This window comes from Pseudomonas sp. NY15374, assembly GCF_048068255.1.
Classification (GTDB): Bacteria; Pseudomonadota; Gammaproteobacteria; order Pseudomonadales; family Pseudomonadaceae; genus Aquipseudomonas; species Aquipseudomonas machongensis.
Window position 1 is genome coordinate 76884 of sequence record NZ_JBLUPZ010000005.1, and the last position, 26063, is coordinate 102946.

Genomic DNA, 26063 nt, shown 5'->3' on the forward strand with positions numbered 1-26063 from the left:
GGTGGTTTCCTGATGCTGACGATCCTGATCGGCTTGCTGGGTACCATCCCGCCGGGCTGAAATGCCCGTCCAACTTTCCCGAGCCCGTCTACCCGTGAGACGGGCTCGATGCGTTTTACCTCCTGCTACGCCTCTCATCGACTTTCCGTCGGCTTCTTGTTGATATTTATTCTTGTTTGATGACCGCTCGTGTAATCTCCCGCGGCCGTTTTCGGCCCCTGAGCGTGGGGGTATCTGGAGTTTTGGCTTGACGGCAGCCCACCTGTCTCGGAGTCGTACATGGAAAGCAAGAAGGGCACTGCAGCGATGCTGGAGTGGCGGGAGCGGTTCGTTGGCACAGGTATCGCCAGCGAACGGGATTACGAGCAGGCACTGGTCTGTGCCGAACGACTCGAGCAGGCCGGGGCGATCAACGTTGGCGAGTGGATCGAATTGGTCAAGCTGGCCAATGCTGCACTGGTGCGTGTGCGATAAGTCGTTATCTGGCCTCGGAATTCTGTCCACAAAAAACGTGGGTAGGTCTGTGGATAAAACGCTACAAGCCAGGAGTGAAGCGGCCTTTGTTAAATTGAGCAGAATTTGTACAGCACCATCTGAGGGTCAGGGACGTGCATGCCGCAGCGCCTGCAGCAGTTCACGGACCCGAGCCGGTTGTTCGCCTGGCGGATAGAGCGCATGCATCTGTGGATCCTGGCCGCTGCTGGAGGTCAGGTGATACGCCGGACATACCCGCAGCAAGCGCCCGGCCTGCACTTGTGGCTCGCCCAGCCAGTCGGCGAGGCGGGCGATGCCGGCGCCTGCCAGCGCGCTTTGATACACCGCAGTGCCAGCGGACAGGCGCAGGCGCGGACGTGGTCGCAGGCTGGTGATCTGGCCGTCGCGGCAGAAATGCCAAGCCTTGAGGATGCGGGGAGCGGTGTGCAGGATCAGCGCATGGCCGCTCAACTCCTCTGGCTCCAGTGGCAAGCCGTGTTGCTGCAGGTACGCCGGGCTGGCGTACAGGTGGCGGCGGTAGTTCCACAGTGGGTAGCCGATCAGTTCGCTTGACTGGGGAAAGGCGCCGCGCACGACGAAATCGAATTTGCCTTGCACCGGGTCCAGGGCTTGGTCGACGAACTGTACGTCCAGGGTTACCTGGGGGTGACGCTGGGAAAAGTCTGCGAGTACCGCTGGCAGTACTTTCTGGCCTAACAGTTCGGGCACTGCGAAGCGGATCCAGCCTTGTGCCGAACCGCTCAGCGCCGCCAGCTCATCGGCGGCATCACGTTGCACCTCCAGCAAGCGCTGTGCATGTGGCAGCAGGTGCTCACCGGCTTCGGTCAGGGTCACAGCGTTGGCACTGCGATTGAGCAGGCGGGTGCCAGCGTTGTCCTCCAGTGCCTGCACCGCGCGGGTTACGGCGCTGGGTGAGCGCCCCAGCGCGCGGGCGGCGGCGACGAAGCTGCGCTTGTGGGCGACGCTGACGAAGGCCTGTATTTCGCGCAGCATGTCCAGTGCCATGGCGAGTTCCTCATTGCGGTTTGTGCAATATGGCATTTCAACACAGGTGCTGCCATTTGATTAGGCTTTGCGCACGCTCTCCCTGCCTGGAACCTTTCAAATGACGGATATCGTCCTGTTGTCCCTGTTCGCCTTCGCTGCCGGATTGATCGATGCTGCGGTCGGCGGCGGCGGGCTGATCCAGATTCCTGCATTGTTCAATGTGTTGCCCGGTGCTCAACCGGCAGCGCTGCTAGGCACCAACAAGTTCGCGTCGGTGTGCGGCACGGCTTTCGCTGCGCGCTCGTTCATTCGCAAGGTCAGCCTCGACTGGGGGCTGATCGTGCCGGCGATGGCCAGTGCCTTCGTGATGTCGTTCGTCGGGGCTGCGACCGTGTCGTTGGTCCCTCCCAGTGTGATGCGCCCAGCGGTGCTGGTGCTGATCGTGTTGATGGCGATCTACACGTTCTGCAAGAAGGACTTCGGTGCCGTGCACACACCGACGCGCATCGGCCGCAGGGAACAGTGCCTGGCGGTACTGATCGGCGGTGCCATCGGTTTCTATGACGGTCTGTTCGGCCCTGGCACGGGCAGCTTCCTGATCTTCCTGTTCATCCGCTTTTTCGCCCTGGATTTTCTCCACGCCTCGGCGTCGGCCAAGCTTGTGAACATCGCCACCAATCTTGCAGCGCTGGTGTTCTTCGTGCCCTCGGGTAACGTGCTGTGGGCCATTGCATTGCCGATGGCGGTGTTCAACATCCTGGGGGCTTTGACGGGTACCTGGTTGGCGGTACGCAAGGGGGCAGGGTTCGTGCGCGGGCTGTTCCTGGTGCTGCTGTGCGTGCTGATCGGCAAGCTTTCGTGGGACCTGATCGGCTGACTCAGACGACCTGGCGCTGGGCCTGCTCGACACGATTGCGGCCATGGGCCTTGGCGCGATACAGCGCCTGGTCGGCGTCGGCCAGCAAGGCATCAAGGTCGGCTATCGGTTGGCTATCGTTGCAGCCACTGACACCGATGCTCACGGTGATACGCAGTGGCACCTCGCCTTGCACCATCTGCAGGTCCTGCACGGCCCGGCGCAGACGCTCGGCAGTGAACGCGGCCTGTTCAGGAGCCAGCCCCGGAATGACGATGACGAACTCCTCGCCACCCAGGCGTGCGAACAGTTCGCCATCGTGCAGTTTGTCCTGCAGTGCCCTGGCGCATTGGCGCAGGACGTAGTCGCCGACGGCGTGGCCATGGCGATCATTGATGGCCTTGAAGTAGTCGATATCGAGCATCATCAAGGTCAGCGGCAGCGTCTGGGCATGCTGCTGCCGGCCTTCGAGCAGGGCGTTGGCCTGGCGAGTGAAGGCGCTGCGGGTCAGGGCGCCGGTCAGGTGATCGATGGTCGCCTGGTGCGCCAGGCGCGACAGCAGGGCGCGGTTGGCGTTACTCACGCAGGCCACCACCAGCGGCCCAAGCACCAGCATGGCGATGCCCAGGCGAGCCGACATCAGCGCAGTGACGCCAGGCTCGCTCTGCGGCACGCTGAAATGCATCAGGTTCTGGGCTACGGCAACGATGAGGGTGCTACCCGCTGTCAGGGTCAGCAACGAAAGCATGAAGGGGGAGTAACTCAGGGCGCACCACAGCAGCGCAGAAATGGGGAAGGCGATTGCGCCAGGGCCGCCGAAAACGATACTGAGCACCAGCGACGCCAGCAGCACCAGCAAGGGTGCCAGTCGCACAGGCAGCCCTCCGCTGCGCACCAGGGCCGGGAGCGACGGCGCAGTGAGCATGATCGGCAGCACGAGTACGCTGGTGGAGAACTGTTCGCTGAACCAGGCCAGCCAGGTGGTGCGCAATGACTGATCGAACCAGGGCGCGGCCATCACGCAGGCGAGGCTCGCAGCCACCACGGCCCCTGCGGCACAGGCAGCGAACACGCGCAGTACGCCGTGAGGTGTACGCAGGCGCCGGTGGGAGCGGGGCAAGTGCGCTAACAAACGCCAGAAGGTGACGATCGCACCGACGTTGCACAGGTTGAACCACAGGGCCGGGCGCCACTCGCTGCCACAGATCATGTCGGCACTGACCATCGCCAGGTACATCAGGGCCACGCCCAGGAGACTGCCCTGGCGGGGATGGCGCAGCAGAACCCCGGCCAACACCGCATTGACCGGCCAGAACAGCGACAGGGATTCGATCGGCCTGGCCAGGATACCGCCCAGCGTCAGGGCGAAGGTCAGGCCAAACAGGATCAACGGAGGCAGCAGGCGCGACTGGGCTGAAAACACCATGGGCTCGACCGACAAGCGGGAACGTAATCCAGGACGACTACAGCGAACACCTGGGACACATGGCTTGCAGTGTGGTTCATGAAACGAATTGATGTCAATTGGATATTAGTTTGTGCCGATCCTCCCTGATATTTCAGGTTTGGTACAGGTTTTCAGCCGGCTCACTGCAACCCGAAGAACCAGGGCACCATCACCACGGTCACTCCCATCACCAGCAGGGTGAAGGGCACACCGATCTTGACGAAGTCGGCGAAGCGGTACTGGCCCGGGCCGAGCACCAGGGTATTGACCGGCGAGGACACCGGCGTCATGAAGGCTGCCGAGGCGGCCAGGGCCACGGTCATGGCGAAGGGGTACGGTGACATCCCCAGCTGTTGCGCCGTGCTGATTGCAACCGGAGCCATGAGCACTGCCGTAGCTGTATTGGAGATGAACAGCCCGATCACTGCGGTGAGGGCGAACAGGCAGGCCAGGATGGCCAGCGGGCCGGCGCCGCCGAGCAGGCCGACCAGCCCGGTGACGGCCAGGTCGATGCCGCCGGTCTTCTGCAGGGCCAGGGCGAAGGGCAGCATGCCGACGATCAGTACCAGGCTTTGCCAATGGATCGCGCGGTAGGCGCTGTTCATGTCGATACAGCGCCCGGCGCCCATCAACAGGCAGCCGATCAGCGCAGCGAGGACATTGGGTACCAGGCCGCTGACCATCAGTCCGACCATCACCGCCAGGCTCAGCAAGGCGTGCGGAGCACGGGCGCGCGTAGGCGCCACCTGATCGACTTCGGCTGGCAGGCTGAGTACCAGGAAGTCGCGCGGCTGACTTTGCAGCTGGCGCACGGCCTTCCAGGGGCCGATGACCAGCAGGGTATCGCCCAGGCGCAGTTTCTCTTCCACCAGTTGCTCATCGACCGCGTTCTGCTCGCGGCGCAAGCCGACCACATTGAGGCCGTAGCGACTGCGAAAGGCCAGCTCCAGGATAGTCTTGCCGATCAGTTGCGAACCGGGCGGCAGCGAGACCTCGGCCATGCCCACTTCCTGCGATTGATCGATGAAGTAGGCGGCCTTAAAGTGCAGGGGTTCCAGTTGCATGGTCTGACACAGGCTGCGCAGATCGTCGCGATTGGCGAACAGGTCGAGCAGCAGCACATCGCCCTGTTGCAGCAAGGTGCCGGAGTCGGCGGCGATCACCCGGGTGGTGAATTTGTGCTGGCGCTCGATGCCGACCACATTGGCGCCATGGCGGGTACGTAATTCGAGTTCGCCAAGGGTATGGCCGATCAGCGGCGAATGTGGACGAATGCGCAGCCGCCGCTCGCGGCCGCTGAGTTTGTAGTCCAGCACCAGGTCGAGCAGGGTGCGACGGCTTTCGCTGCGGCCGTCCTTGCGCACCTCGCCGTTGAGCCAGCGGCGGGTCAGCAACATGTAGCCCACGCCCAGCACCAGGATGACCAGGCCGAACGGGGTGAAACTGAAGAAGTTGAAGCCCTCCAGCCCATGGCGTACCAGCTCGCTGTGCACCACCACGTTCGGTGGCGTCGCCACCAGGCTGAGCATGCCGCTGATCAGGCCGGCGAAGCTCAGCGGCATCATCAGGCGGCTTGGCGAGCGCTTTTGACGCGCAGCGATGCTCAGCACCACCGGGATGAAGATCGCCACCACCCCGGTCGAACTCATTACCGAGCCAAGCCCGGCAACTGCGACCATCAACAGCACCAGCAAGCGTGCCTCGCTGTTGCCGGCGCGCTCGCTCATCCAGTCGCCGATGCGGTAGGCGATGCCGGTGCGCACCAGGCCTTCGCCGATCACGAACAGCGCGGCGATCAGCACCACGTTGGGATCGCTGAAGCCGGCCAGGGCCTGCTCGACGGTGAGGATGCCGGACAGCGGCAGAAACAGGATCACCAACAGGGCAACCACATCCATGCGGGGGCGGTTGAGGATGAACAGGGTGACGACGATGGCCAGCAGGCCGAGGACCAGGAGCAGGTCGGAAGACATGGGGCAGGGTGATCCTTCACGGGTTGGGGCTGGGGAGAACAGTAGCAGGCCAGGGGGGCGACGTCGTTGATGTACTGCAGGATTCGGGCGAGGGGCGCAAAGCGTGCTCGGTTGTGGTCACAAACAACAGAGCGAACCCAAGCCTCAATCCAAGGAGCTCCAATGCCCGCGCACATCGAAGACTATGCCCTGCTTGGCAACTGCCGTAGCGCAGCCCTGGTCAGCCGCGATGGTTCGATCGACTGGCTGTGCCTGCCCCGTTTCGACGCCCCGGCGGTGTTCGCCGCCTTGCTCGGCAATGAAGAAAATGGTCGCTGGCGCCTGGCGCCCAGTGACCCGGTGGAGCAGTGCAGCCGACAGTACCTGGGCGATACCCTGGTACTGGAAACCACCTGGACCACTGCCAGCGGCCGTGCCCGGGTACTCGACTGCATGCCCCTGGGTGAAGACAACGCCGTGCTACGCATCGTCGAAGGTCTTTCGGGGCAGACCCGATTCGAGCTCGATCTGGTGCTGCGCTTCGACTATGGCCGCAGTGTTCCCTGGGTGGAGCGGCTCGATCCACTGACCCTCAGTGCCGTTGCCGGCCCCGACCGGCTGATCCTGCGTAGCACGGTCGGGTTGCATGCAATGGACCATCACAGCGTCTGCCGCTTTCATGTGGGCGCGGGCGAGCGGCAGGTGTTCGCCTTGCGTCATCAACCCTCGCACCTGCCCGACACGCCGGATTTCGACGCTGATCAGGCGCTCGCACGCACCCTGGAGCTCTGGCAGGACTTCGCTGCCCGCTGCCCTGACATGGGGCCGCACAGCGCCCTGGTGCGTCGCTCGCTGCTAACCCTCAAGGCGCTGACCTATGCGCCCACCGGCGGGATCGTCGCCGCGGCCACCACTTCGCTGCCCGAGCGCATTGGTGGCGAGCGTAACTGGGACTATCGCTATTGCTGGTTGCGGGACGCCACCATGACCCTGCTGGCGTTCATGAACCTGGGGTACTTCGATGAAGCGCAGGCCTGGCGCGAATGGCTGCTGCGCTCGGTGGCCGGTAATCCGGAGCAGATGCAGATCATGTATGGCCTGGCAGGCGAGCGCGACCTGGCCGAGTTCACCTTGCCCTGGCTGGCCGGGTATGAACGCTCAAGCCCGGTGCGCATCGGCAACGCAGCCTCTGGGCAGCGCCAGCTGGATATCTATGGTGAGGTGGCCGATGCCATGGCCCAGGCGATCAAGGGCGGGCTGCCCCGCCACCCTCGCAGTGCCGCAATCGCCCGGTTGATCATGCCGTATGTGGAACGCATCTGGCGCGAGCCCGACGAAGGAATCTGGGAGGTGCGTGGCGGTCGCCAACAGTTCGTGCATTCGAAGGTGATGGCCTGGGTCGCGTTCGATCGTGCGGCGAGTCTGGCTGAAACCACCGAGGAAGATCGCGAACGTGGCAGGCATTATCGTCACGTAGCCGAGCAGATTCACCGAGAGGTGTGCGAGCTGGGGCTGGACGCTGGTGGGCAGTACTTCGTGCAGGCCTATGGTTCGAGCGAGCTCGATGCCAGCCTGCTGCAGATTGCCCTGACCGGTTTTCTGCCAGCGGAAGATCCGCGTTTCTTGCGGACGCTGGAACAGATCGAGCATCGTCTGCTGAAGAATGGTTTGTTGCTGCGCTACGACAGCGACAGTTGCAGCGACGGCCTTGCGCCTGGGGAGGGGACCTTCCTGGTGTGTTCGTTCTGGTTGGCTGACGTGTATGTGCTGCTGGGGCGTCAGGCCCAGGCGCAGGCCTTGTATGACCGCCTGACCGGGTTGTGCAACGACGTGGGCCTGCTGGCCGAGCAGTACGATCCGCTCGGGCAGCGAATGCTGGGGAATTTTCCCCAGGCGTTCAGTCACATCGGCATTATCAATACCGCGTTGAATCTGCACCGAGCTGAATGCCCGGCGCGGGACCGTGCTCGCTGTGGTTGAAGGCGGTGGCCGGTCTTACCGGTGCCAGAAACAAGACACCCCGCCGAGGCGGGGTGTCTTGATACAGCGCAGAACGGATCAGCCCACCAGGTGCAGGCCAGCCTGCTGAACCAGTTCCAGCAACGGCTGCGGGTATACACCCAGCACGAAGGCCAGGATCGCAACGGCCAGCAGCATGACGCCGCCGGTACGCTGTTCCCACTTCAGCGGCGCATCGTGACGACGCAGGTTCGGCTCTACCAGGTACAGGGTCACCATGACCCGCAGGTAGTAGTACACGCCGATGGCGCTGCCGATCACCAGAGCACCAACCAGCCACCACAGGTGCGATTCGACGCCGGTGGCGATGATGTAGAACTTGCCGATGAAGCCTGCAGTCAGCGGGATACCGGCCAGCGACAGCATCATCACGGTCAGTACCGCGGTCAGGTACGGACGGCGCCAGAACAGGCCGCGGTACTCGTACAGCGCGTCGGCGTCACGACCGGCGTACGGCGAGGACATCAGGGTGATCACGCCGAAAGCGCCCAGGCTGGTGATCACGTAGGTGACCAGGTACACGCCCATGGCCTCCAGTGCCAGGCCCTTGCTCGCCACCAGGGCGATGACCAGGTAACCGAAGTGGGCGATGGACGAGTAACCCAGCAGACGCTTGAGGTTGCTCTGGGTCAGCGCCAGCAGGTTACCGACCAGGATCGAGGCGACGGCGATCACTGCCAGTACGGTGCTCAGCACGCCACTGCTGGCGGCCGGGGAGAGCATGAACAGGCGCACGACCACGGCGAATACCGCAACCTTGCTGGCGGTGGCCAGGAAGGCGGCGACCGGTGCCGGGGCACCTTCGTACACGTCCGGCGTCCACAGGTGGAAAGGCACGAGCGACAGCTTGAAGGCCAGGCCTACCAGCATCATGCCCAGGCCCAGCTGGGCCAGCAGGCTTGGCATGCTGGTGGCGGCCAGGGCCTTGCCCAGCTGGTCGAAGGTCAGGGCGCCGGCATCGGCGTAGAGCAGGGCCATGCCGAACAGCAGGAAGGCCGAACCTGCAGCCGAGAGCACCATGTACTTGATGCCGGCTTCCAGCGAGCGCTTGTTGAAGAACGCATAGGCTACCAGGCCATAGACCGGCACCGACAGCAGCTCCAGGCCGATGAACAGGCCTGCCAGGTGGTTGGCGCTGACCAGCACCAGGCCACCGAGCGCCGACATCAGCAGCAGCAGGTAGAGTTCTTCACGGTTGCCCGGGAAGCCCTTGGAGCCTTCGCCCAGGTAGGCGTGGGCGAGGGTAACGCAGGCCAGGGTGGCCACCAGGATGATCGCCATGTACAGGCAGGCGAACTTGTCGATGGTCACCAGCGAGGTGACCGCCAGCGGTGCGACTTTCAGCGCCGGCAGGATCGACAGCAGGGCCAGGTTCAGGCCCACGGTGGACAGCAGGAAAGTCTGCGAGTGGTTGCGCTTCCAGGCGATCGCCAGCATCACCACCACCGTGGTGATGGTGGTGATCAGCATCGGCGCCAATGCGATGAAGTGTTGAGTGGTGAATTCCATAGCGCTCTTACCGGGCCGAAGCGAGTTGAGTGAAAGCGGAACCGAGCCACTGCTGCACACCGCTCATGGTGGCGGCAGAGGTGTCGAGGAACGGCTGCGGGTAGACGCCCAGCACGATCAGCAGCACCGCCAGGCCCAGCACCATGATCAGCTCGCGTCCGTCCATGCCGGCCAGCACGGTGTCGGCTTTGGCCGGACCGAAGTAGGCGCGGTGGATCATGATCAGCGAGTAGACCGAACCGAACACGAGGCCGGTGGTGGCGATCACGGTGATCCAAGGCACGTGGGCGAAGCTGCCGATCAGGATCAGGAACTCGCCGACGAAGTTGCCGGTGCCCGGAAGGCCCAGCGACGCGGCGGCGAAGAACAGGCTGATGGCTGGCAGATACGCGATGCGGTGCCACAGGCCGCCCATCTGGCGCATGTCACGGGTGTGCAGGCGCTCGTACAGCTGGCCGGACAGGATGAACAGCGCCGCAGCCGACAGGCCGTGGGCCAGCATCTGGATCACCGCACCCTGCAGGGCCTGCTGGCTGCCGGAGTAGATACCGATCAGCACGAAGCCCATGTGCGAGACGCTGGAGAAGGCGATCAGGCGCTTGATGTCGGTTTGGGCGAAGGCCAGGAAGGCACCGTAGAAGATACCGATCAGGCCCAGGGTCATGGCGATCGGCGCGAACTCGGCCGAGGCGTTCGGGAACAGCGGCAGGGCGAAGCGCAGCAGGCCGTAGGCCGCAGTCTTCAGCAGGATGCCGGCGAGGTCGACGGAGCCTGCAGTCGGCGCCTGGGCGTGGGCGTCAGGCAGCCAGGAGTGGAACGGAACCACTGGCAGCTTGACCGCGAAGGCGATGAAAAAGCCCAGCATCAGCAGGTATTCGACACCTGGCGGCAGCTGTGCCTTGAGCAGGTCGCTGTAGTTGAAGGTGATCACCCCGGTGGCGTTGTAGTTGACCAGCACCAGGCCAAGGATCGCCACCAGCATGATCAGGCCGCTGGCCTGGGTGAAGATGAAGAACTTGGTCGCCGCGTAGATCCGGGTCTTCTTGCCATCTGCCGAGCTGTGACCCCAGAGCGCGATGAGGAAGTACATCGGCACCAGCATCATTTCCCAGAAGAAGAAGAACAGGAACAGGTCCAGCGCCAGGAACACACCGACCACGCCGCCGAGGATCCACATCAGGTTGAGGTGGAAGAAGCCGACGTGGCGCTGGATCTCTTTCCACGAGCACAGCACCGACAGCACACCGAGCAGGCCGGTGAGCAGGATCATCAGCAGCGACAGGCCGTCCAGGGCCAGGTGGATGCTGATGCCGAAGCGCTGGATCCACTGGACTTTGTATTCCACAGCCCAGGCAGGTTCGGCGCCCGGAGCGGGGGCGAGGGTGTAGTCACCGGTGCCCCACAGCCACAGGCCGATACCGAGCAGCAGGGACATGGTCAGCAGCGCGATCCAGCGCGGCAGGGTGGCGCCGAAGCGCTCACCCAGCCAGCACAGGAAGCCGCCGATGAAGGGGATCAGGATCAGCCAAGGCAGAATCATGACGGGTTCGTTTCCTTTCGCAGAGTCGCAAGGTTCGCGAGGTTCGCAATATTCATGGTCATACCGCGGCCACTACCACGGCGCCGAGCACGAGCACGGCACCTACGGCGATAGAGGCGGTGTACCAGCGCAGCTGACCGGTCTCGGTCTTGCTCATGGCGACGTGGCCGCCGCGAGCCATGCGAGGAATCAGGCCGATACCGCGGTCAACCGGGTCCTTGCGCAGGATGTGGCTGATCAGCAGGTAAGGTTTGACGAACAGCTTGTCGTAGATCCAGTCGAAGCCCCAGGCGGCGAACCACCAGGCCGACAGGACGCGACCGATGCTGCTGTTGGCGATCGCGGTGACCAGGCGACGTTTGCCCAGGAACAGCACCGCAGCCAGCAGGATACCGGCGATGGCGATGGCGCCCGAGGCGATCTCCAGCGAGTGCTTGGCTTCGCCACCGGCGTGACCGGCGCTCTCAGGCAGCACGCCTGCCAGCGGCGGGTGGATCCAGGCGCCGACGAAGGTCGACAGCACGATCAGCACGCCCAGCGGCAGCCAGTGGCTGATGCCGTGGCCAGCGTGGGCTTCGGTCTTCGCTTCGCCGTGGAAGGCGATGAAGATCAGGCGGAAGGTGTACAGCGAGGTCATGAACGCGCCGACCAGGCCTGCGTACAGCAGGTTGGTGTTGCCGCTGGCGAAGGCTTCCCAGAGGATCTCGTCCTTGGAGTAGAAGCCCACGGTCAGGATCGGCAGGGCGGCCAGGGCAGCACCACCGACCACGAAGCTGGCGTAGGCCAGTGGCAGCTTCTTCCACAGGCCGCCCATCTTGAAGATGTTCTGCTCGTGGTGGCAGGCAACGATCACCGCACCGGAGGCAAGGAACAGCAGGGCCTTGAAGAAGGCGTGGGTCATCAGGTGGAAGATCGCCGCATCCCATGCGCCAACGCCCAGGGCGAGGAACATGTAGCCGATCTGGCTCATGGTGGAGTAGGCGAGGATACGCTTGATGTCGGTCTGCACCAGCGCGGCGAAGCCGGCCAGTACCAGGGTGATGCCACCTACTACGCCAACCAGGTGCAGGATGTCCGGCGCCAGAGTGAACAGGCCGTGGGTACGGGCGATCAGGTAGACGCCTGCGGTGACCATGGTCGCGGCGTGGATCAGTGCCGAAACCGGGGTCGGGCCAGCCATCGCGTCGGCCAGCCAGGTCTGCAGCGGCAGCTGGGCCGATTTACCGACCGCACCACCGAGCAGCATCAGGGTGGCCAGGACCATCCAGGTGTCGCCCGCCTGGAATTTCTGCGGTGCCAGCACCAGCAGTTCCTGGACGTTCAGCGTACCCAGTTGGGCGAACAGGATGAACAGGCCGATGGCCATGAACACGTCGCCGATGCGGGTGACGATGAAGGCCTTCAGTGCCGCGTTACCGTTGTTGCGGTTGCTGTAGTAGAAACCGATCAACAGGTAGGAGCACAGGCCTACACCTTCCCAGCCGAAGTAGATGAACAGCAGGTTATCGCCCAGGATCAGGAACAGCATGCTGGCGATGAACAGGTTGGTGTACGAGAAGAAGCGCGAGTAACCGGCTTCGCCACGCATGTACCAGGAGGCGAACAGGTGGATCAGGAAGCCCACGCCGGTGACCACGCCGAGCATGGTGACCGAAAGGCCGTCCAGGTACAGGGTGAAGTTCGGCGCGAAGCCGTCCACCGACATCCACTGCCACAGCAGCTGGCTGTACGCACCGCCCTCAGGCGGCGCGACGTTGAACTGCCAGATCACGTAGGCGGCGGTCGCGGCCGAGAGGCCGACCGAACCGACGCCGATCAGGGCGGACAGGTTCTCAGAGAACCGCCCGCGCGAGAACGACAGCAGCAGGAAGCCGATCAGGGGAAAGACGAAAGTCAGGAAGAGAAGGTTCATCCGCGCATCTCACTGGCAGCATCGATGTCGAGAGTGTGGAAGCGGCGATACAGTTGCAGCAGGATTGCCAGGCCAATGCTGGCCTCGGCGGCTGCCAGGCTGATCACCAGAATGAACATCACCTGACCGTCGGGCTGGACCCAACGGGCACCGGCGACGATGAACGCCAGGGCTGCGGCGTTCATCATGACTTCCAGGCTCATGAGCACGAAGAGGATGTTGCGGCGGACCATCAGGCCGACCAGACCTAAGCAGAACAGGATGCCGGCGACCGCCAGACCATGCTCGAGAGGGATAGCACCCATGATTTACTCCTTCGCCTCGTTGCGGCCCAGGTGGAAGGCGGTGACGGCCGCGGCCAGCAGCAGCATCGAGGCCAGTTCGACCACCAGCAGGTAGGGGCCGAACAGGCTGATGCCGACGGCCTTGGCGTCAACCGTGGTACCGCTGATGGCAGCGCCGCTCGGATTGGCGAACAGCACGTACAGCAGCTCCAGCAGCAGCAGGGCGGCGAGGATCACCGGCCCTGCCCAGATGCCCGGCTTGAGCCAGCCACGCTCCTGGGCGACCGACGCCGGCCCCAGGTTGAGCATCATCACCACGAAGACGAACAGCACCATGATGGCGCCAGCGTAGGCGATCACTTCCAGGGCGCCGGCGAACGGCGCACCCAGGGAGAAGAAGATCATCGCCACGGAGATCAGCGAAATGATCAGGTAGAGCAGGGCGTGCACGGGGTTTGTGCCGGTCACCACCCGAAGGGTGGAGACCACGGCGATCCCGGATGCGAAGTAGAAAGCGAATTCCATCTTTCTGTCCTTATGGGAGCAAGCTCTTCACGTTGATCGGCTCGGCTTCGTTCTGCGCAGAGCCTTTCGGCTTGCCAGCGATGGCCATACCCGCAACACGGTAGAAGTTGTAGTCAGGGTTCTTGCCGGGGCCGGAGATCAGCAGATCTTCTTTCTCGTACACCAGGTCCTGACGCTTGAACTCGGCCATTTCGAAATCCGGGGTCAACTGGATCGCGGTGGTCGGGCACGCCTCTTCACACAGGCCGCAGAAGATGCAACGCGAGAAGTTGATGCGGAAGAACTCCGGGTACCAACGGCCGTCCTCGGTCTCGGCTTTCTGCAACGAGATGCAGCCGACCGGGCAGGCCACCGCGCAAAGGTTGCACGCTACGCAGCGCTCCTCGCCGTCGGGGTCGCGGGTGAGGACGATGCGGCCGCGATAGCGTGGCGGCAGGTACACGGGCTCTTCGGGGTATTGCAGGGTGTCGCGCTTGCGGAACCCGTGGGAGAACACCATCACCAGGCTGCGCAGCTGAGTGCCGGTGCCCTTAACGATGTCGCCGATATATTTGAACATGGGTCAAATCCTCACTGGGCCGCGACGGCTGGCGTGTTGTAGAGCACGATCGCAGCGGTCACCAGCAAATTGATCAGGGTCAGCGGCAGGCAGAACTTCCAGCTGAAGTCCATCACCTGGTCATAGCGCGGGCGCGGGATCGAGGCGCGCAGCAGGATGAACAGCATGATGAAGAACGCGGTCTTCAATGCGAACCACAGGAACGGCAGTTGCGGCAGGATGCCGAACGGGCCGTGCCAGCCGCCGAAGAACAGGGTGACCAGCAGCGCCGAGATGAGGATGATGCCGATGTACTCACCGACGAAGAACATGCCCCATTTCATGCCGGCATACTCGATGTGGTAGCCGTCGGCCAGTTCCTGTTCCGCTTCCGGCTGGTCGAACGGGTGACGGTGAGTCACGGCGACGCCAGCGATGAAGAAGGTGCAGAAGCCGAAGAACTGCGGAATGATGAACCACAGGTTCTGGGCCTGGTATTCCACGATGTCGCGCATGTTGAACGAGCCCACCTGTACCACCACGCCCATCAGCGCCAGGCCCAGGAACACTTCGTACGACACGGTCTGCGCCGAGGCCCGCAAGCTGCCCAGCAGGGCGTACTTGTTGTTCGACGACCAGCCGGCGAACAGCACGGCGTAGACCGACAGGCCGGCCATGGCGAAGAAGAACAGCAGACCGATGTTCAGGTCGGCAACGCCCCAGCCCGGTGTGATCGGGATGATCGAGAAGCCGATCAGCAGGGCGCTCATGGCCACGACCGGCGCCAGGGTGAAGATCATCTTGTCGACGAAGGGCGGGTTCCAGTCTTCCTTGAAGAACATCTTCAGCATGTCGGCGGCGATCTGGAACATGCCGAACGGGCCGACACGGTTCGGACCGTAGCGGTCTTGCCACCAGCCCAGCAGGCGGCGCTCGACGAAGCTGAGCAGGGCGCCGCAGACCACCACGGCGAGCAGCACCACGATAGCCTTGACGACCTGGATGATCACATCGATCACTTCGGGGGTGAACCAGCTCATTGTGCTGCCTCCTGCAGGCCTTCGACGGATGCACCGAAGATGGCGGGCGGAATGCCGGCCAGGCCTTTGGGCAACGCCACCAGGCCAGCGCCCAGTTCTTCATTGATGCGCAGTGGAAGGCGCAGCGAAACGCCCGCGACGGTCAGGCTCAGCAGTGCGCCGTCGTTGACGCCCAGACGGTCGGCCTCGGACTTGGCAAGGCCCACGTAGGCCGCCGGGATGCGTTCCTGTACCGGTGCAGCACGCGAAGAGCTCTCCTCGCTGCCGAACAGGTGGAAGAACGGCACGGCAGTCCAGGTGCCACGCGCCGGGTTGAAGGCAGCCGGGATGGTGTTGAACCAGTTCAGGCGATCGCCTTGCGATTCGATCAGGCGCACGCCAGGGTCACCGGCACGCAGGTGGCCACCGACTTCATCCTGGAACTTGTTCCAGGCTTGCGGGGAGTTCCAGCCTGGCGACCAGGCGAATGGCACTTGCTGGCGCGGTTCGGCCGAGCCCGAGTAGCCCTCCATCGAGAAGGCGAACGCGGTGTCCTTGTCCTGCGGCGTGCGCGGCTCGTGAACGCTAATGTTGGCGCGCATGGCGGTGCGGCCCGAGTAGCGCAGCGGCTCACGCGCAAGCTTCATGCCCTTGATGCGGAACGCGGCGCTTGGCGCTGCGTTGACGATGCCGGCCAGTTGCGGTGCGGCGTTGGCGCAGGCGCTGGTGACGTGGTCCAGTTGGGTCCAGTCGACCGGCTTGTTCAGCAGGGTGGCACGCAGGGCGTGCATCCAGCGCCAGCCTTCGTGGATCTGGATGCTGCTGTCCAGGTACTGCGGGTCGAACACCTGGAAGAAGCGCTGGGCGCGGCCTTCCTGGCTGACCAGGGTACCGTCGCCTTCGGCGAAGGACGCTGCGGGCAGGACCAGATCGGCGCGGTCGCTGGTGGCGGTCTTGGAGTGGTCGGCGACGATCACCACTTTTGCAGCGGCGAGCGCAGCATCGACCTTGGCGGCCGGCACGCGGGTGTACAGGTCGTTCTCCAGCACGACGATGGCGTCGGCCTTGCCGGTGATGACGGCGTCCAGTGCAGCATCGACCGAATCGCCACCCATCATGGCCATGCCAAGGCTGTTGGCCTCAGGCACGACCAGGCTCAGGGAGCCGTTCTTCTCGCGCAGCTTGAGCGCCTTGGCGATGTTGGCCGCGGCTTCGATCAATGCGGCGTCAGCCAGCGAAGTACCGGCAACTACCAGTGGGCGCTTGGCGGCGACCAGGGCGTCGGCGATGCGCTGGGCCAGCGCCTTCGCTTCGGCGTCCAGGCCTTCGACGGCGGGTGCGCTCGGGTCGATGGCGTGGGCCACGGCGAAGCCCAGGCGGGCGAGGTCGGCAGGGGCTGCGTGTACGCATTCCTCGGCGACGTCATCGAGCTTGGTCTCGGCCAGCGAGGCAATGAACAGCGGGTACAGCGCGTGCTGGCCGATGTTCTTCACCGCGGCGTCGAGCCATGGCTGCACCTTCATGCCTTCGGCCATGGCCTCGGCCTTGCCTTTGGTGGCCTGGCGAACAGCCAGGGCGACGCGGGCGGCGGTTTGCGTGAGGTCTTCGCCGAGTACGAACACGGCGTCGTGGTCTTCGATGTCGCGCAGGGTCGGCACCGGCAGCGGGCTGTTGTTCAGCACGTCCAGCACCAGGCGTACGCGGGCCAGCTCACCGGCTTCCATACCCGAGTAGAAGTAGTCGGCGCCGACCAGCTCGCGCAGGCCGTAGTTGCTCTCGAGGCTGGCGCGCGGCGAGCCGATGCCGACGATGGTACGGCCGCGCAGCAGGTCAGCGGCTTTGTCCAGCGCGGCGTCGAGGCCCAGCTTGCTGCCATCGGCCAGCAGCGGCTGGCGTGGACGGTCGCTGCGGTTGACGTAGCCGTAGCCGAAGCGGCCACGGTCGCACAGGAAGTACTGGTTCACCGAGCCGTTGAAGCGGTTCTCGATGCGGCGCAGTTCGCCGTAGCGCTCACCGGGGCTGATGTTGCAGCCGCTGGAGCAGCCGTGGCAGATGCTCGGGGCGAACTGCATGTCCCACTTGCGGTTATAGCGCTCGGAGTGGGTCTTGTCGGTGAACACGCCGGTCGGGCAGACCTCGGTCAGGTTGCCAGAGAACTCGCTCTCCAGCACGCCGTCTTCAACGCGACCGAAGTACACGTTGTCGTGGGCGCCATAGACACCCAGGTCGGTACCGCCTGCGTAGTCCTTGTAGTAGCGCACGCAGCGGTAGCAGGCGATGCAGCGGTTCATCTCGTGGGCGATGAACGGGCCGAGGTCCTGGTTCTGGTGGGTACGCTTGGTGAAACGGTAGCGGCGCTCGTTGTGGCCGGTCATTACCGTCATGTCCTGCAGGTGGCAGTGACCGCCTTCCTCGCACACCGGGCAGTCGTGCGGGTGGTTGGTCATCAGCCACTCGACGACGCTGGCACGGAACGCCTTCGACTCGTCATCGTCGATGGAGATCCAGGTGCCGTCGGAGGCAGGGGTCATGCAGGACATGACGATACGACCACGGGTGTCGTTCTCGTCGGTGTACTGCTTGACCGCACATTGCCGGCAGGCGCCGACGCTACCGAGCGCCGGGTGCCAGCAGAAATAAGGGATGTCGAGGCCGAGCGACAGACAGGCCTGTAACAGGTTGTCTGCACCGTTGACTTCGAGCGCTTTGCCGTCTACGTGGATAGTGGCCATGGTTCAAAGTTCTTCGTTGGCCCGCGTGAGCAGGCGTGGCTAATGGAAATCGGTGAGCTTGCGGCCGGCCACGAATCGTTCGGGCCGGCCTGCAAGCTGGCGGGTGGCACGGACCACCCGCGATTCATCTTGTTATGCGCCGACCACAATCGGCTTGGCCAGGTTCGGGCGCAGGGTGTCGGCAGCGCTAGCGGGCGCGACACCGGCCTCGAACTCGGACCGGAAGTATTTGATGGCACTGCCCAGCGGCTCCACGGCACCCGGTGCGTGAGCACAGAAGGTGCGGCCTGGGCCGAGGAAGTTGACCAGACCCAGCAGGGTCTCGATGTCTTCGGCGCGGCCTTGGCCTTTCTCCAGGGCGCGCAGCATCTTCACGCTCCATGGCAGGCCGTCACGGCATGGTGTGCACCAGCCGCACGACTCACGGGCGAAGAACTCTTCCATGTTGCGCAGCAGCGAGACCATGTTGATGCTGTCGTCGACCGCCATGGCCAGGCCCGTACCCATGCGGGTGCCGACCTTGGCGATGCCACCGGCGTACATCTGTGCATCCAGGTGTTCTGGCAGCAGGAAGCCGGTACCGGCACCGCCTGGCTGCCAGCACTTGAGCTTGAAGCCGTCGCGCATGCCGCCGGCGTAGTCTTCGAACAGCTCGCGGGCGGTCACGCCGAATGGCAGTTCCCACAGGCCCGGGTTCTTCACCTTGCCGGAGAAGCCCATCAGTTTTGTGCCGTGGTCTTCGCTGCCTTCGCGGGCCAGCGACTTGTACCAGTCGTTGCCGTTGGCGACGATGGCCGGGACGTTGCACAGGGTTTCGACGTTGTTCACGCAGGTCGGCTTGCCCCACACGCCGACAGCGGCAGGGAAGGGCGGCTTGGAGCGTGGGTTGGCGCGGCGGCCTTCGAGCGAGTTGATCAGTGCCGTTTCTTCGCCGCAGATGTAGCGGCCGGCACCGGTGTGCACGAACAGCTCGAAGTCAAAACCGGAGCCCAGGATGTTCTTGCCCAGCAGGCCTGCAGCCTTGGCTTCATGGATGGCACGGTTGAGGTTCTTCGCTGCCGTGGTGTACTCGCCGCGCAGGAAGATGTAGCCACGGTAGGCCTTCAACGCGCGGGCGCTGATCAGCATGCCCTCGACCAGCAGATGGGGCTGTTGCTCCATCAGCATGCGGTCTTTCCAGGTGTTGGGCTCCATTTCGTCCGCGTTGCACAGCAGGTAGCGGATGTTCATGGATTCGTCTTTGGGCATCAGGCCCCACTTCACGCCCGTGGGGAAGCCTGCGCCGCCGCGACCCTTGAGGCCGGAGTCCTTGACGCTTTGCACGATGTCGTCGGCGGACATGTCGGCCAGGGCCTTGCGGGCCGCAGCGTAGCCGTTCTTGGACTCGTACTCGGCCAGCCAGACCGGCTCGCCGTCATCACGCAGGCGCCAGGTCAGCGGGTGGGTTTCAGCCGAGCGCGCGATGCGGTTGGCCGGGCCGAAGGAAGTGATGGTCATACGTAACCCTCCAGCAGTTTGGAGACGCCTGCAGGCTGCACGTCGCCAAAGGTGTCGTCGTCGATCATCAGCGCGGGGGCCTTGTCGCAGTTGCCCAGGCAGCACACCGGCAGCAGGGTGAAGCGGCCATCGGCGGTGGTCTGGCCCAGGTCGATGCCCAGTTCGCTCTGGATCTGGCTGACGACCGATTCGTGGCCGCCGATGTAGCAGACCATGCTGTCGCACACGCGAATGATGTGGCGCCCGACCGGCTGGCGGAAGATCTGGCTGTAGAAGGTGGCCACGCCCTCGACGTCGCTGGCAGGGATGCCCAGCACTTCGCCGATCGCGTAGATGGCGCCGTCCGGCACCCAGCCGCGTTCCTTCTGCACGATTTTCAAGGCTTCGATGGACGCCGCGCGCGGGTCCTCGTAGTGGTGCATCTCGTGCTCGATGGCCGAGCGCTCGGTTTCGCTCAGGGCGAAACGGTCGGTTTGGATAAGCGTGCTGTTCATGCTTAGCGGTCCACGTCAGCCATAACGAAGTCGATACTGCCCAGGTACGCGATCAGGTCCGCGACCATGCTGCCCTTGATCACCGAAGGGATCTGCTGCAGGTGCGGGTAGCTCGGGGTACGGATCCGGGTGCGGTAGCTCATGGTGCCGCCATCGCTCGTCAGGTAGTAACTGTTGATGCCCTTGGTCGCCTCGATCATCTGGAACGACTCGTTGGCCGGCATGACCGGGCCCCACGAGACTTGCAGGAAGTGGGTGATCAGGGTCTCGATGTGCTGCAGGGTGCGCTCTTTCGGTGGCGGCGTGGTCAGCGGGTGATCCGCCTTGTACGGGCCTTCCGGCATGTTGCGCAGGCACTGGTCGATGATGCGGATACTCTGGCGCATCTCCTCGACACGGACCATGCAGCGATCATAGGCATCGCCGTTGTGGGCCAGCGGTACTTCGAACTCGAAGTTCTCGTAGCCGGAGTAGGGACGGGCTTTGCGCAGGTCGAAGTCGCACCCGGTGGCGCGCAGGCCGGCACCGGTGGTACCCCACTCCAGCGCTTCCTTGGTGTTGTATGCGGCAACGCCGATGGTACGGCCCTTGAGGATGCTGTTCTGCAAGGCGGCCTTGGTGTATTCGTCCAGGCGCTTGGGCAGCCATTCGACGAAATCCTTGACCAGCTTGTCCCAGCCGCGCGGCAGGTCGTGGGCAACGCCGCCGATGCGGTACCAGGCCGGGTGCAGACGGAAACCGGTGATCGCCTCGATCACGGTGTAGGCCCGCTGGCGGTCGGTGAAGGTGAAGAACACCGGGGTCATGGCGCCGACGTCCTGGATATAGGTACCCAGGAACAGCAGGTGGCTGGTGATCCGGAAGAACTCGGCGAGCATGATGCGAATCACGTCGACTTTCTGCGGCACCTGGATACCGGCCAGCTTCTCGACCGCGAGGACGTACGGCAGGTTGTTCATTACCCCGCCGAGGTAGTCGATACGGTCGGTATAGGGGATGAAGCTGTGCCAGGACTGACGCTCGGCCATCTTCTCGGCACCACGGTGGTGGTAGCCGATGTCCGGGACGCAGTCGACGATCTCTTCGCCGTCCAACTGCAGGACGATACGGAAGGCACCGTGGGCAGAAGGGTGGTTGGGGCCGAGGTTGAGGAACATGTAGTCCTCGTTGGCGCCCTGACGTTTCATGCCCCAGGCCTCGGGGTTGAAGCGCGCCGATTCCTCTTCAAGCTGCTGCTTGGCGAGCGTGAGGCTGTACGGATCGAATTCGGTGGCGCGGGCAGGGTAGTCCTTGCGCAGCGGGTGACCTTCCCAGGTCGGCGGCATCATGATCCGGCTGAGGTGCGGGTGGCCGGCAAAGTCGATGCCGAACATGTCCCAGACTTCGCGTTCGTACCAGTTGGCGTTCGGCCAGATACCGGTCACGGTCGGCAGGTTCAGGTCGCCCTCGCTGAGCGACACCTTGATCATCACGTCGCTGTTACGCTCGACCGACAACAGGTGGTAGAACACGCTGAAGTCGGCGGCAGGCAGGCCGCGGCGTTGGGTGCGCAGGCGCTCGTCGACGCCATGCAGGTCGTACAGCATGCTGTAGGGCTTGGCCACGCCACGCAGGAAGCTGAGCACTTCCTTGAGCTGGGCGCGCTTGACCCACAGTACGGGCATGCCGGTGCGGGTTTCCTGGGCGACGAATGCTTCGGCGCCAAAGCGGTTGTTCAGTTCGACGACCACATCTTGGTCGTCAGCCTTGTAGGGCGGAATGAAAATAGCGGTGTCCGCTGTCATGGTCTCGGTCGCTTTGGGTCAACGTTGAGAATGAAGCCAGGCCGCCGGCTCCTTGGGGAGCGGGCGGCAGGTCGCTGGATCAGACTTCGTCGGGGCTGCGCAGATTGGTTACCGCAATGCGCTGTTCACGACGCAGGTCTTTCTGGGCAGGCATCTCGGCACGATAAATACCTTGATCACCAACCACCCAGGAGAGCGGGCGTCGTTCTTGGCCGATCGATTCCTGCAACAGCATCAAACCTTGCAGGAAAGCCTCGGGGCGCGGCGGGCAGCCAGGCACGTAGACGTCCACGGGGAGGAACTTGTCGACCCCCTGAACGACCGAGTAGATGTCGTACATGCCACCGGAGTTGGCGCACGAACCCATGGAGATGACCCACTTGGGCTCGAGCATCTGCTCGTAAAGGCGCTGGATGATCGGCGCCATTTTGACGAAGCAGGTACCGGCGATGACCATGAAGTCGGCCTGGCGCGGCGAGGCCCGGATGACTTCGGCGCCGAAGCGGGCGATGTCGTGGGGTGCCGTGAAGGCCGTGGTCATTTCCACGTAGCAGCAGGACAGGCCGAAGTTGTACGGCCAGAGGGAGTTCTTGCGACCCCAGTTGACTGCCCCACGCAGCACATCTTCGAGTTTCCCCATGTAGATGTTCTTGTGGACCTGGTCTTCGAGCAGTTGGTCGGTGACGGTTTCCCGATCACCTACCGGGTACTGCTCGTTGGGCGCATCCGGATCGATTCTGGTGAGATTGTATTGCATTGCCAAAGCCTCATTGTTTCAGCTTCGCTTGCCGCTTGCGGCGACCTTCGGGAGCCCAATCAAGAGCACCGACGCGCCATAGGTAGACAAGACCTGCCAACAGAATTGCTATGAAAACGAGAGCTTCGACGAATCCGGTCCAGCCGCTTTCGCGGACGGACACAGACCATGCAAAGAGAAAGAGGGCTTCGATATCGAAGATCACGAACAGCATCGCGACCAGATAGAATTTGGCGGACAGGCGCAGGCGGGCGCTGCCAACGGGCAGCATGCCGGATTCGAAGGGTTCGTTCTTGGCGCGGCCCCAGGCCTTGCTGCCGAGCAGGCTGGACAGGCCGAGCATGAAGGCACACAGGCCGACGACACCCAGGAGGAAGATGGCAAAGCCCCAGTTGTGGGCGATGAGTCCTGCCGAATCGGACATGCTTGAAATCCTTATACAGAGACCCAGCTCTGCAGTCTGAAATAAGTAGAGCGGCGACGCGGTGTCGCTGATGCAGTGACCAAATGTCGCAGCTGAATCAATCGCGCTGATTTTATGGGTAAACCCACGGCAAGTAAAATTTCCAGTGCAAAATTATTCGTAGGATTAAGAACAAAAATCTTTCGTAAATCGCTGAAAGCCTTGATTTTCGGGCATTCCAATCAGATTTGTTAATTATGTTTCTTGGTTGGCGTAACGAGTCTTCAATTTAATAATGATAATTAATATCATTTGGCTGAGCCGCTGTTTGCCGAGCCATCTGATACCTGTCTAGTTCAATTCGCAATCTTGTCACTTGCAAATGAGAAAAACTCTCGTTCTAGCAGTTGCAGCGTTTTCATGTACCGCTCTGGGTCAATGTTTCGGCGAATAGCGGGGCGAAGGGGGCGGGCGGCAATGGCAAGGAAGCGCAATCGAGCAAGCCGGATACGGGCTGTGCTTCTTTATATAGGGGGCATCCAGGCGTTGGCTTGGACGAGGCATGTGGCAGTCCTTGCTTGCTGTGCTGCCTCAAGCATAGTCCTGATCTCGGGGTTTGCCTTGTCGTCAGGACATCAGGCGCCTGCAGGGGGAGGGAGTGGTGGGGGCAGCAAGCAAAAGAAAGCCCGGGGCTTTCTCAAGCCCCGGGCCTCTGTCAGCAATCCACTATCAGTGGAACTGCTCTTCCTCGGTCGAACCGGTCAGTGCCGTCACCGACGAAGCGCCACCCTGGATCACGGTGGTCATGTCGTCGAAATAGCCGGTGCCCACTTCCTGCTGGTGCGCCACGAAGGTGTAGCCCTTGCTGGCGTCGGCGAATTCCTGCTCTTGCAGTTTCACGTAGGCGGTCATGTCGTTGCGGGCGTAGTCGTGCGCCAGGTTGAACATGCCGTGCCACATGTTGTGGATGCCGGCCAGGGTGATGAACTGGTGCTTGTAGCCCATCGCCGACAGTTCGCGCTGGAACTTGGCGATGGTGGCATCGTCCAGGTTCTTCTTCCAGTTGAAGGATGGCGAGCAGTTGTACGACAGCAGTTGGTCCGGGTATTCCTTCTTGATCGCTTCGGCGAAGCGACGGGCTTCGTCCAGGTCCGGCTTGGCGGTTTCGCACCAGATCAGGTCGGCGTACGGAGCGTACGCCAGGCCGCGGGCGATGGCCTGGTCGAGGCCGGCACGTACCTTGTAGAAGCCTTCACGGGTACGCTCGCCGATCACGAACGGCTGGTCGTAAGGGTCGCAGTCGCTGGTCAGCAGGTCGGCCGCGTTGGCGTCGGTGCGGGCGAGGATGATGGTCGGTACGCCCGCAACGTCAGCGGCCAGACGCGCGGCCACCAGCTTCTGTACGGCTTCCTGGGTTGGCACCAGTACCTTGCCACCCATGTGGCCGCATTTTTTCACCGAGGCCAGCTGGTCTTCGAAGTGCACGCCAGCGGCGCCTGCCTCGATCATGTTCTTCATCAGCTCGTAGGCGTTCAGTACGCCGCCGAAACCGGCTTCGGCGTCAGCCACGATCGGTGCGAAGTAGTCGATGTAGCCATCGTCGCCTGGGTTCTTGCCGGCTTTCCACTGGATCTGGTCGGCGCGGCGGAAGGCGTTGTTGATGCGCTTGACCACTGTCGGTACCGAGTCGACCGGGTACAGCGACTGGTCAGGGTACATGGACTCGGCCGAGTTGTTGTCGGCGGCTACCTGCCAGCCGGACAAATAGATAGCCTGAATGCCGGCTTTTACCTGCTGTACGGCCTGGCCGCCGGTGAGGGCGCCCATGCAGTTGACGAAATCTTTTTCGGGCCGGAAGGACGGGTGGGCACCTTGGGTGACCAGCTTCCACAGTTTTTCTGCGCCTTCACGAGCAAAAGTGTGCTCTGGCTGCAGGGAGCCACGCAGGCGAACGACATCGGCGGCGGTGTAGGTACGGGTCACGCCTTTCCAGCGCGGGTTTTCGGCCCAGTCTTTCTCGAGGGCTGCAATTTGCTGTTCGCGTGTCAGTGCCATGGAAATAAACCTCGTCGCATCGATCTTGAGTGTAGTTGTGCGGATGCTCAGGGCGCGGAATCAGAGGCCTGGCGGCTGTCCTGTCCGGGGGAGTGCGGCGGCGAACGGGGAAGGCTCGAAGGGGAAGGGGGTGCAGTTCAGGCGAAGGTGTCCCCTGCAGCTCGGCTCGTGGATGCCTTGCTGCGGTGCGACGTCGATTGCCGGTTCTGCGGTGATGCGCTTCCGTCCCTCGGGACAACTTCTTCGTTGCAGTCGCAATCCCGTCGAACCGCCTTGTGGGCCGTATAGACACAGGACGCCTCCAGGGGTGTCGGGAGGGCGTCCCGAAGGCCCTTGCCAGGGCCCCTGATTAGCGGGAGCGAGGCCATCATGCCCTTGGCGAAAAGAGCCTGTCAAATGTTTTGTAGTGCTTTTTTTGGCTTACTACATCTTTGGTCTAATGCGACTCTGCAGTCAGTTTCAAGGCCCTTGGTCGAGGCCTTGAACGGCCTGGGATCAGTCGAGAAGGTCGACTTTGACGCGTAGCGTCATGTTTTCACCGCGCTGGGTGCTGTAGGTGAGGGCCGAAGGGCTATTGTCGGCCTGACTCTGCTGGTTGTACCCCGCCAAGGTGATCCACTCGCCGAGCCTGCCAGAGACAGTTGTGTCGGTACTCTGCACCTTCACTACATCCTGGCGTTCCTGGCTCATTCGATCATTATTGGTGCTGATTTGCAGACGAACCGTTTCACCGCTGACGCTCGGCGTGACGTAGAAACCCTGGGTCACATTGCGGTACTGGGTGTCGCTCTGGATGCGTCCGTAACCATCGGTCGAGGTGCTGGTGATGGGGATGCTCTGGCCGATCTGGATCAGCGCCGGCTGGCCTTCGCTGGCCTGGATCTGCTGCAGGCCGCCTTCGCGGTTGCTGGTGCCGTACTGGATGACCCGGGCGTTGCCGCGGTTGTCCTGGTAGTTGCTGTCGTTGTTGTCGACGCTGATCAGCAGGCGTTTGGGCGCAGTGTCCAACTGCTGTAGCAAGGCGCGCAGGTCGTCGATGCGTTCCGGGCTGGCATTGACGATCAATTTGTTCTCGAAGGCGCTGACGGTTCCGTCCTTTCCAAGAAAGGACTGGGCGGTCGGCAGCAGCTCGGCGCTGCTGCGGTGCTGCAGCGGCACGACTTCGGTGGTCGCCTGTGCGGTGAGGCTGGCCGCCAGCAGCAGGGCGGTGACAAGGGGGCGTAGCGGCATGTTCGTGGTCTCCGCAGGTTGAATAGAC

Annotated in this window: 21 protein-coding genes; 3 read left to right on the top strand and 18 right to left on the bottom strand. The window is 63.2% G+C overall.

Features of this window, described 5'->3' with window-relative positions; genetic code table 11:
- Positions 1-279: 279 nt before the first annotated feature.
- Entirely contained in the window at positions 280-474 is a 195-nt protein-coding gene (locus tag ACNFHO_RS13035; protein WP_151923991.1) for a hypothetical protein, read from the top strand.
- 126 nt (positions 475-600) lie between these two features.
- Here ACNFHO_RS13035 and ACNFHO_RS13040 read toward each other — a convergent pair whose 3' ends face one another.
- A complete protein-coding gene (locus ACNFHO_RS13040; RefSeq protein WP_153773024.1) occupies positions 601-1500 on the bottom strand; it encodes a LysR family transcriptional regulator in 900 nt (299 codons plus the stop codon).
- 100 nt (positions 1501-1600) lie between these two features.
- Here ACNFHO_RS13040 and ACNFHO_RS13045 point away from each other — a divergent pair, with 100 nt between their 5' ends.
- Complete coding sequence (locus ACNFHO_RS13045; RefSeq protein WP_054892693.1) at positions 1601-2359, top strand: sulfite exporter TauE/SafE family protein; 759 nt, start codon at positions 1601-1603, stop codon at positions 2357-2359.
- A gap of 1 nt (position 2360) precedes the next feature.
- Here the strand turns inward: ACNFHO_RS13045 and ACNFHO_RS13050 are convergent, their stop codons facing one another.
- Positions 2361-3779: a diguanylate cyclase gene (locus ACNFHO_RS13050; protein WP_416766604.1), complete on the bottom strand. Its 1419-nt coding sequence runs from the start codon at positions 3777-3779 to the stop codon at positions 2361-2363.
- Between the two features lie 146 nt (positions 3780-3925).
- Entirely contained in the window at positions 3926-5758 is a 1833-nt protein-coding gene (locus ACNFHO_RS13055; RefSeq protein WP_416766605.1) for an SLC13 family permease, read from the bottom strand.
- A gap of 162 nt (positions 5759-5920) precedes the next feature.
- On the opposite strand from ACNFHO_RS13055, the gene ACNFHO_RS13060 reads away from it, so the two are divergent.
- Positions 5921-7717, top strand: coding sequence for a glycoside hydrolase family 15 protein (locus ACNFHO_RS13060; protein WP_416766606.1), 1797 nt, complete (start codon positions 5921-5923; stop codon positions 7715-7717).
- Between the two features lie 78 nt (positions 7718-7795).
- Here the strand turns inward: ACNFHO_RS13060 and nuoN are convergent, their stop codons facing one another.
- From nuoN to ACNFHO_RS13135, 15 genes are all read right to left on the bottom strand, one after another.
- Positions 7796-9265: an NADH-quinone oxidoreductase subunit NuoN gene (gene nuoN, locus ACNFHO_RS13065; RefSeq protein ID WP_054892697.1), complete on the bottom strand. Its 1470-nt coding sequence runs from the start codon at positions 9263-9265 to the stop codon at positions 7796-7798.
- 7 nt (positions 9266-9272) lie between these two features.
- Positions 9273-10805, bottom strand: a complete 1533-nt coding sequence (nuoM, locus tag ACNFHO_RS13070; RefSeq protein WP_054892698.1) for an NADH-quinone oxidoreductase subunit M — start codon at positions 10803-10805, stop codon at positions 9273-9275.
- Between the two features lie 58 nt (positions 10806-10863).
- A complete protein-coding gene (gene nuoL, locus ACNFHO_RS13075) occupies positions 10864-12717 on the bottom strand; it encodes an NADH-quinone oxidoreductase subunit L (RefSeq protein WP_054892699.1) in 1854 nt (617 codons plus the stop codon).
- A complete protein-coding gene (gene nuoK, locus ACNFHO_RS13080; RefSeq protein WP_023631349.1) occupies positions 12714-13022 on the bottom strand; it encodes an NADH-quinone oxidoreductase subunit NuoK in 309 nt (102 codons plus the stop codon). Before nuoK ends, nuoL begins: the two co-directional genes overlap by 4 nt.
- 3 nt (positions 13023-13025) lie before the next feature.
- On the bottom strand, positions 13026-13526 hold the full coding sequence (gene nuoJ / locus ACNFHO_RS13085; protein WP_054892700.1) for an NADH-quinone oxidoreductase subunit J: 501 nt from the start codon (positions 13524-13526) through the stop codon (positions 13026-13028).
- A gap of 10 nt (positions 13527-13536) precedes the next feature.
- Entirely contained in the window at positions 13537-14085 is a 549-nt protein-coding gene (gene nuoI / locus ACNFHO_RS13090; protein WP_011534620.1) for an NADH-quinone oxidoreductase subunit NuoI, read from the bottom strand.
- Between the two features lie 11 nt (positions 14086-14096).
- A complete protein-coding gene (gene nuoH, locus ACNFHO_RS13095) occupies positions 14097-15104 on the bottom strand; it encodes an NADH-quinone oxidoreductase subunit NuoH (protein ID WP_016488222.1) in 1008 nt (335 codons plus the stop codon).
- Positions 15101-17815 (bottom strand): NADH-quinone oxidoreductase subunit NuoG, encoded by a 2715-nt coding sequence (gene nuoG / locus ACNFHO_RS13100; RefSeq protein ID WP_416766607.1) that lies wholly within the window; start codon positions 17813-17815, stop codon positions 15101-15103. Before nuoG ends, nuoH begins: the two co-directional genes overlap by 4 nt.
- 132 nt (positions 17816-17947) lie before the next feature.
- Positions 17948-19312: an NADH-quinone oxidoreductase subunit NuoF gene (nuoF, locus tag ACNFHO_RS13105; RefSeq protein WP_416766608.1), complete on the bottom strand. Its 1365-nt coding sequence runs from the start codon at positions 19310-19312 to the stop codon at positions 17948-17950.
- Entirely contained in the window at positions 19309-19806 is a 498-nt protein-coding gene (nuoE, locus tag ACNFHO_RS13110; protein ID WP_416766609.1) for an NADH-quinone oxidoreductase subunit NuoE, read from the bottom strand. Before nuoE ends, nuoF begins: the two co-directional genes overlap by 4 nt.
- Positions 19807-19808: 2 nt before the next feature.
- Complete coding sequence (gene nuoC, locus ACNFHO_RS13115) at positions 19809-21590, bottom strand: NADH-quinone oxidoreductase subunit C/D (protein WP_054892703.1); 1782 nt, start codon at positions 21588-21590, stop codon at positions 19809-19811.
- 79 nt (positions 21591-21669) lie between these two features.
- Positions 21670-22347, bottom strand: coding sequence for a NuoB/complex I 20 kDa subunit family protein (locus ACNFHO_RS13120; RefSeq protein WP_029614113.1), 678 nt, complete (start codon positions 22345-22347; stop codon positions 21670-21672).
- 10 nt (positions 22348-22357) lie between these two features.
- Positions 22358-22771 carry an NADH-quinone oxidoreductase subunit A gene (locus tag ACNFHO_RS13125; RefSeq protein WP_003251427.1) on the bottom strand — a complete coding sequence of 138 codons (414 nt, stop codon included), beginning with the start codon at positions 22769-22771 and terminating at the stop codon, positions 22358-22360.
- Between the two features lie 708 nt (positions 22772-23479).
- Positions 23480-24805, bottom strand: a complete 1326-nt coding sequence (gene aceA / locus ACNFHO_RS13130) for an isocitrate lyase (RefSeq protein ID WP_065864346.1) — start codon at positions 24803-24805, stop codon at positions 23480-23482.
- Positions 24806-25300: 495 nt separating this feature from the next.
- The gene (locus ACNFHO_RS13135) at positions 25301-26035 is read right to left on the bottom strand and encodes a secretin N-terminal domain-containing protein (protein ID WP_416766610.1); all 735 of its coding nucleotides are present in this window, start codon (positions 26033-26035) and stop codon (positions 25301-25303) included.
- Between the last annotated feature and the right edge of the window lie 28 nt (positions 26036-26063).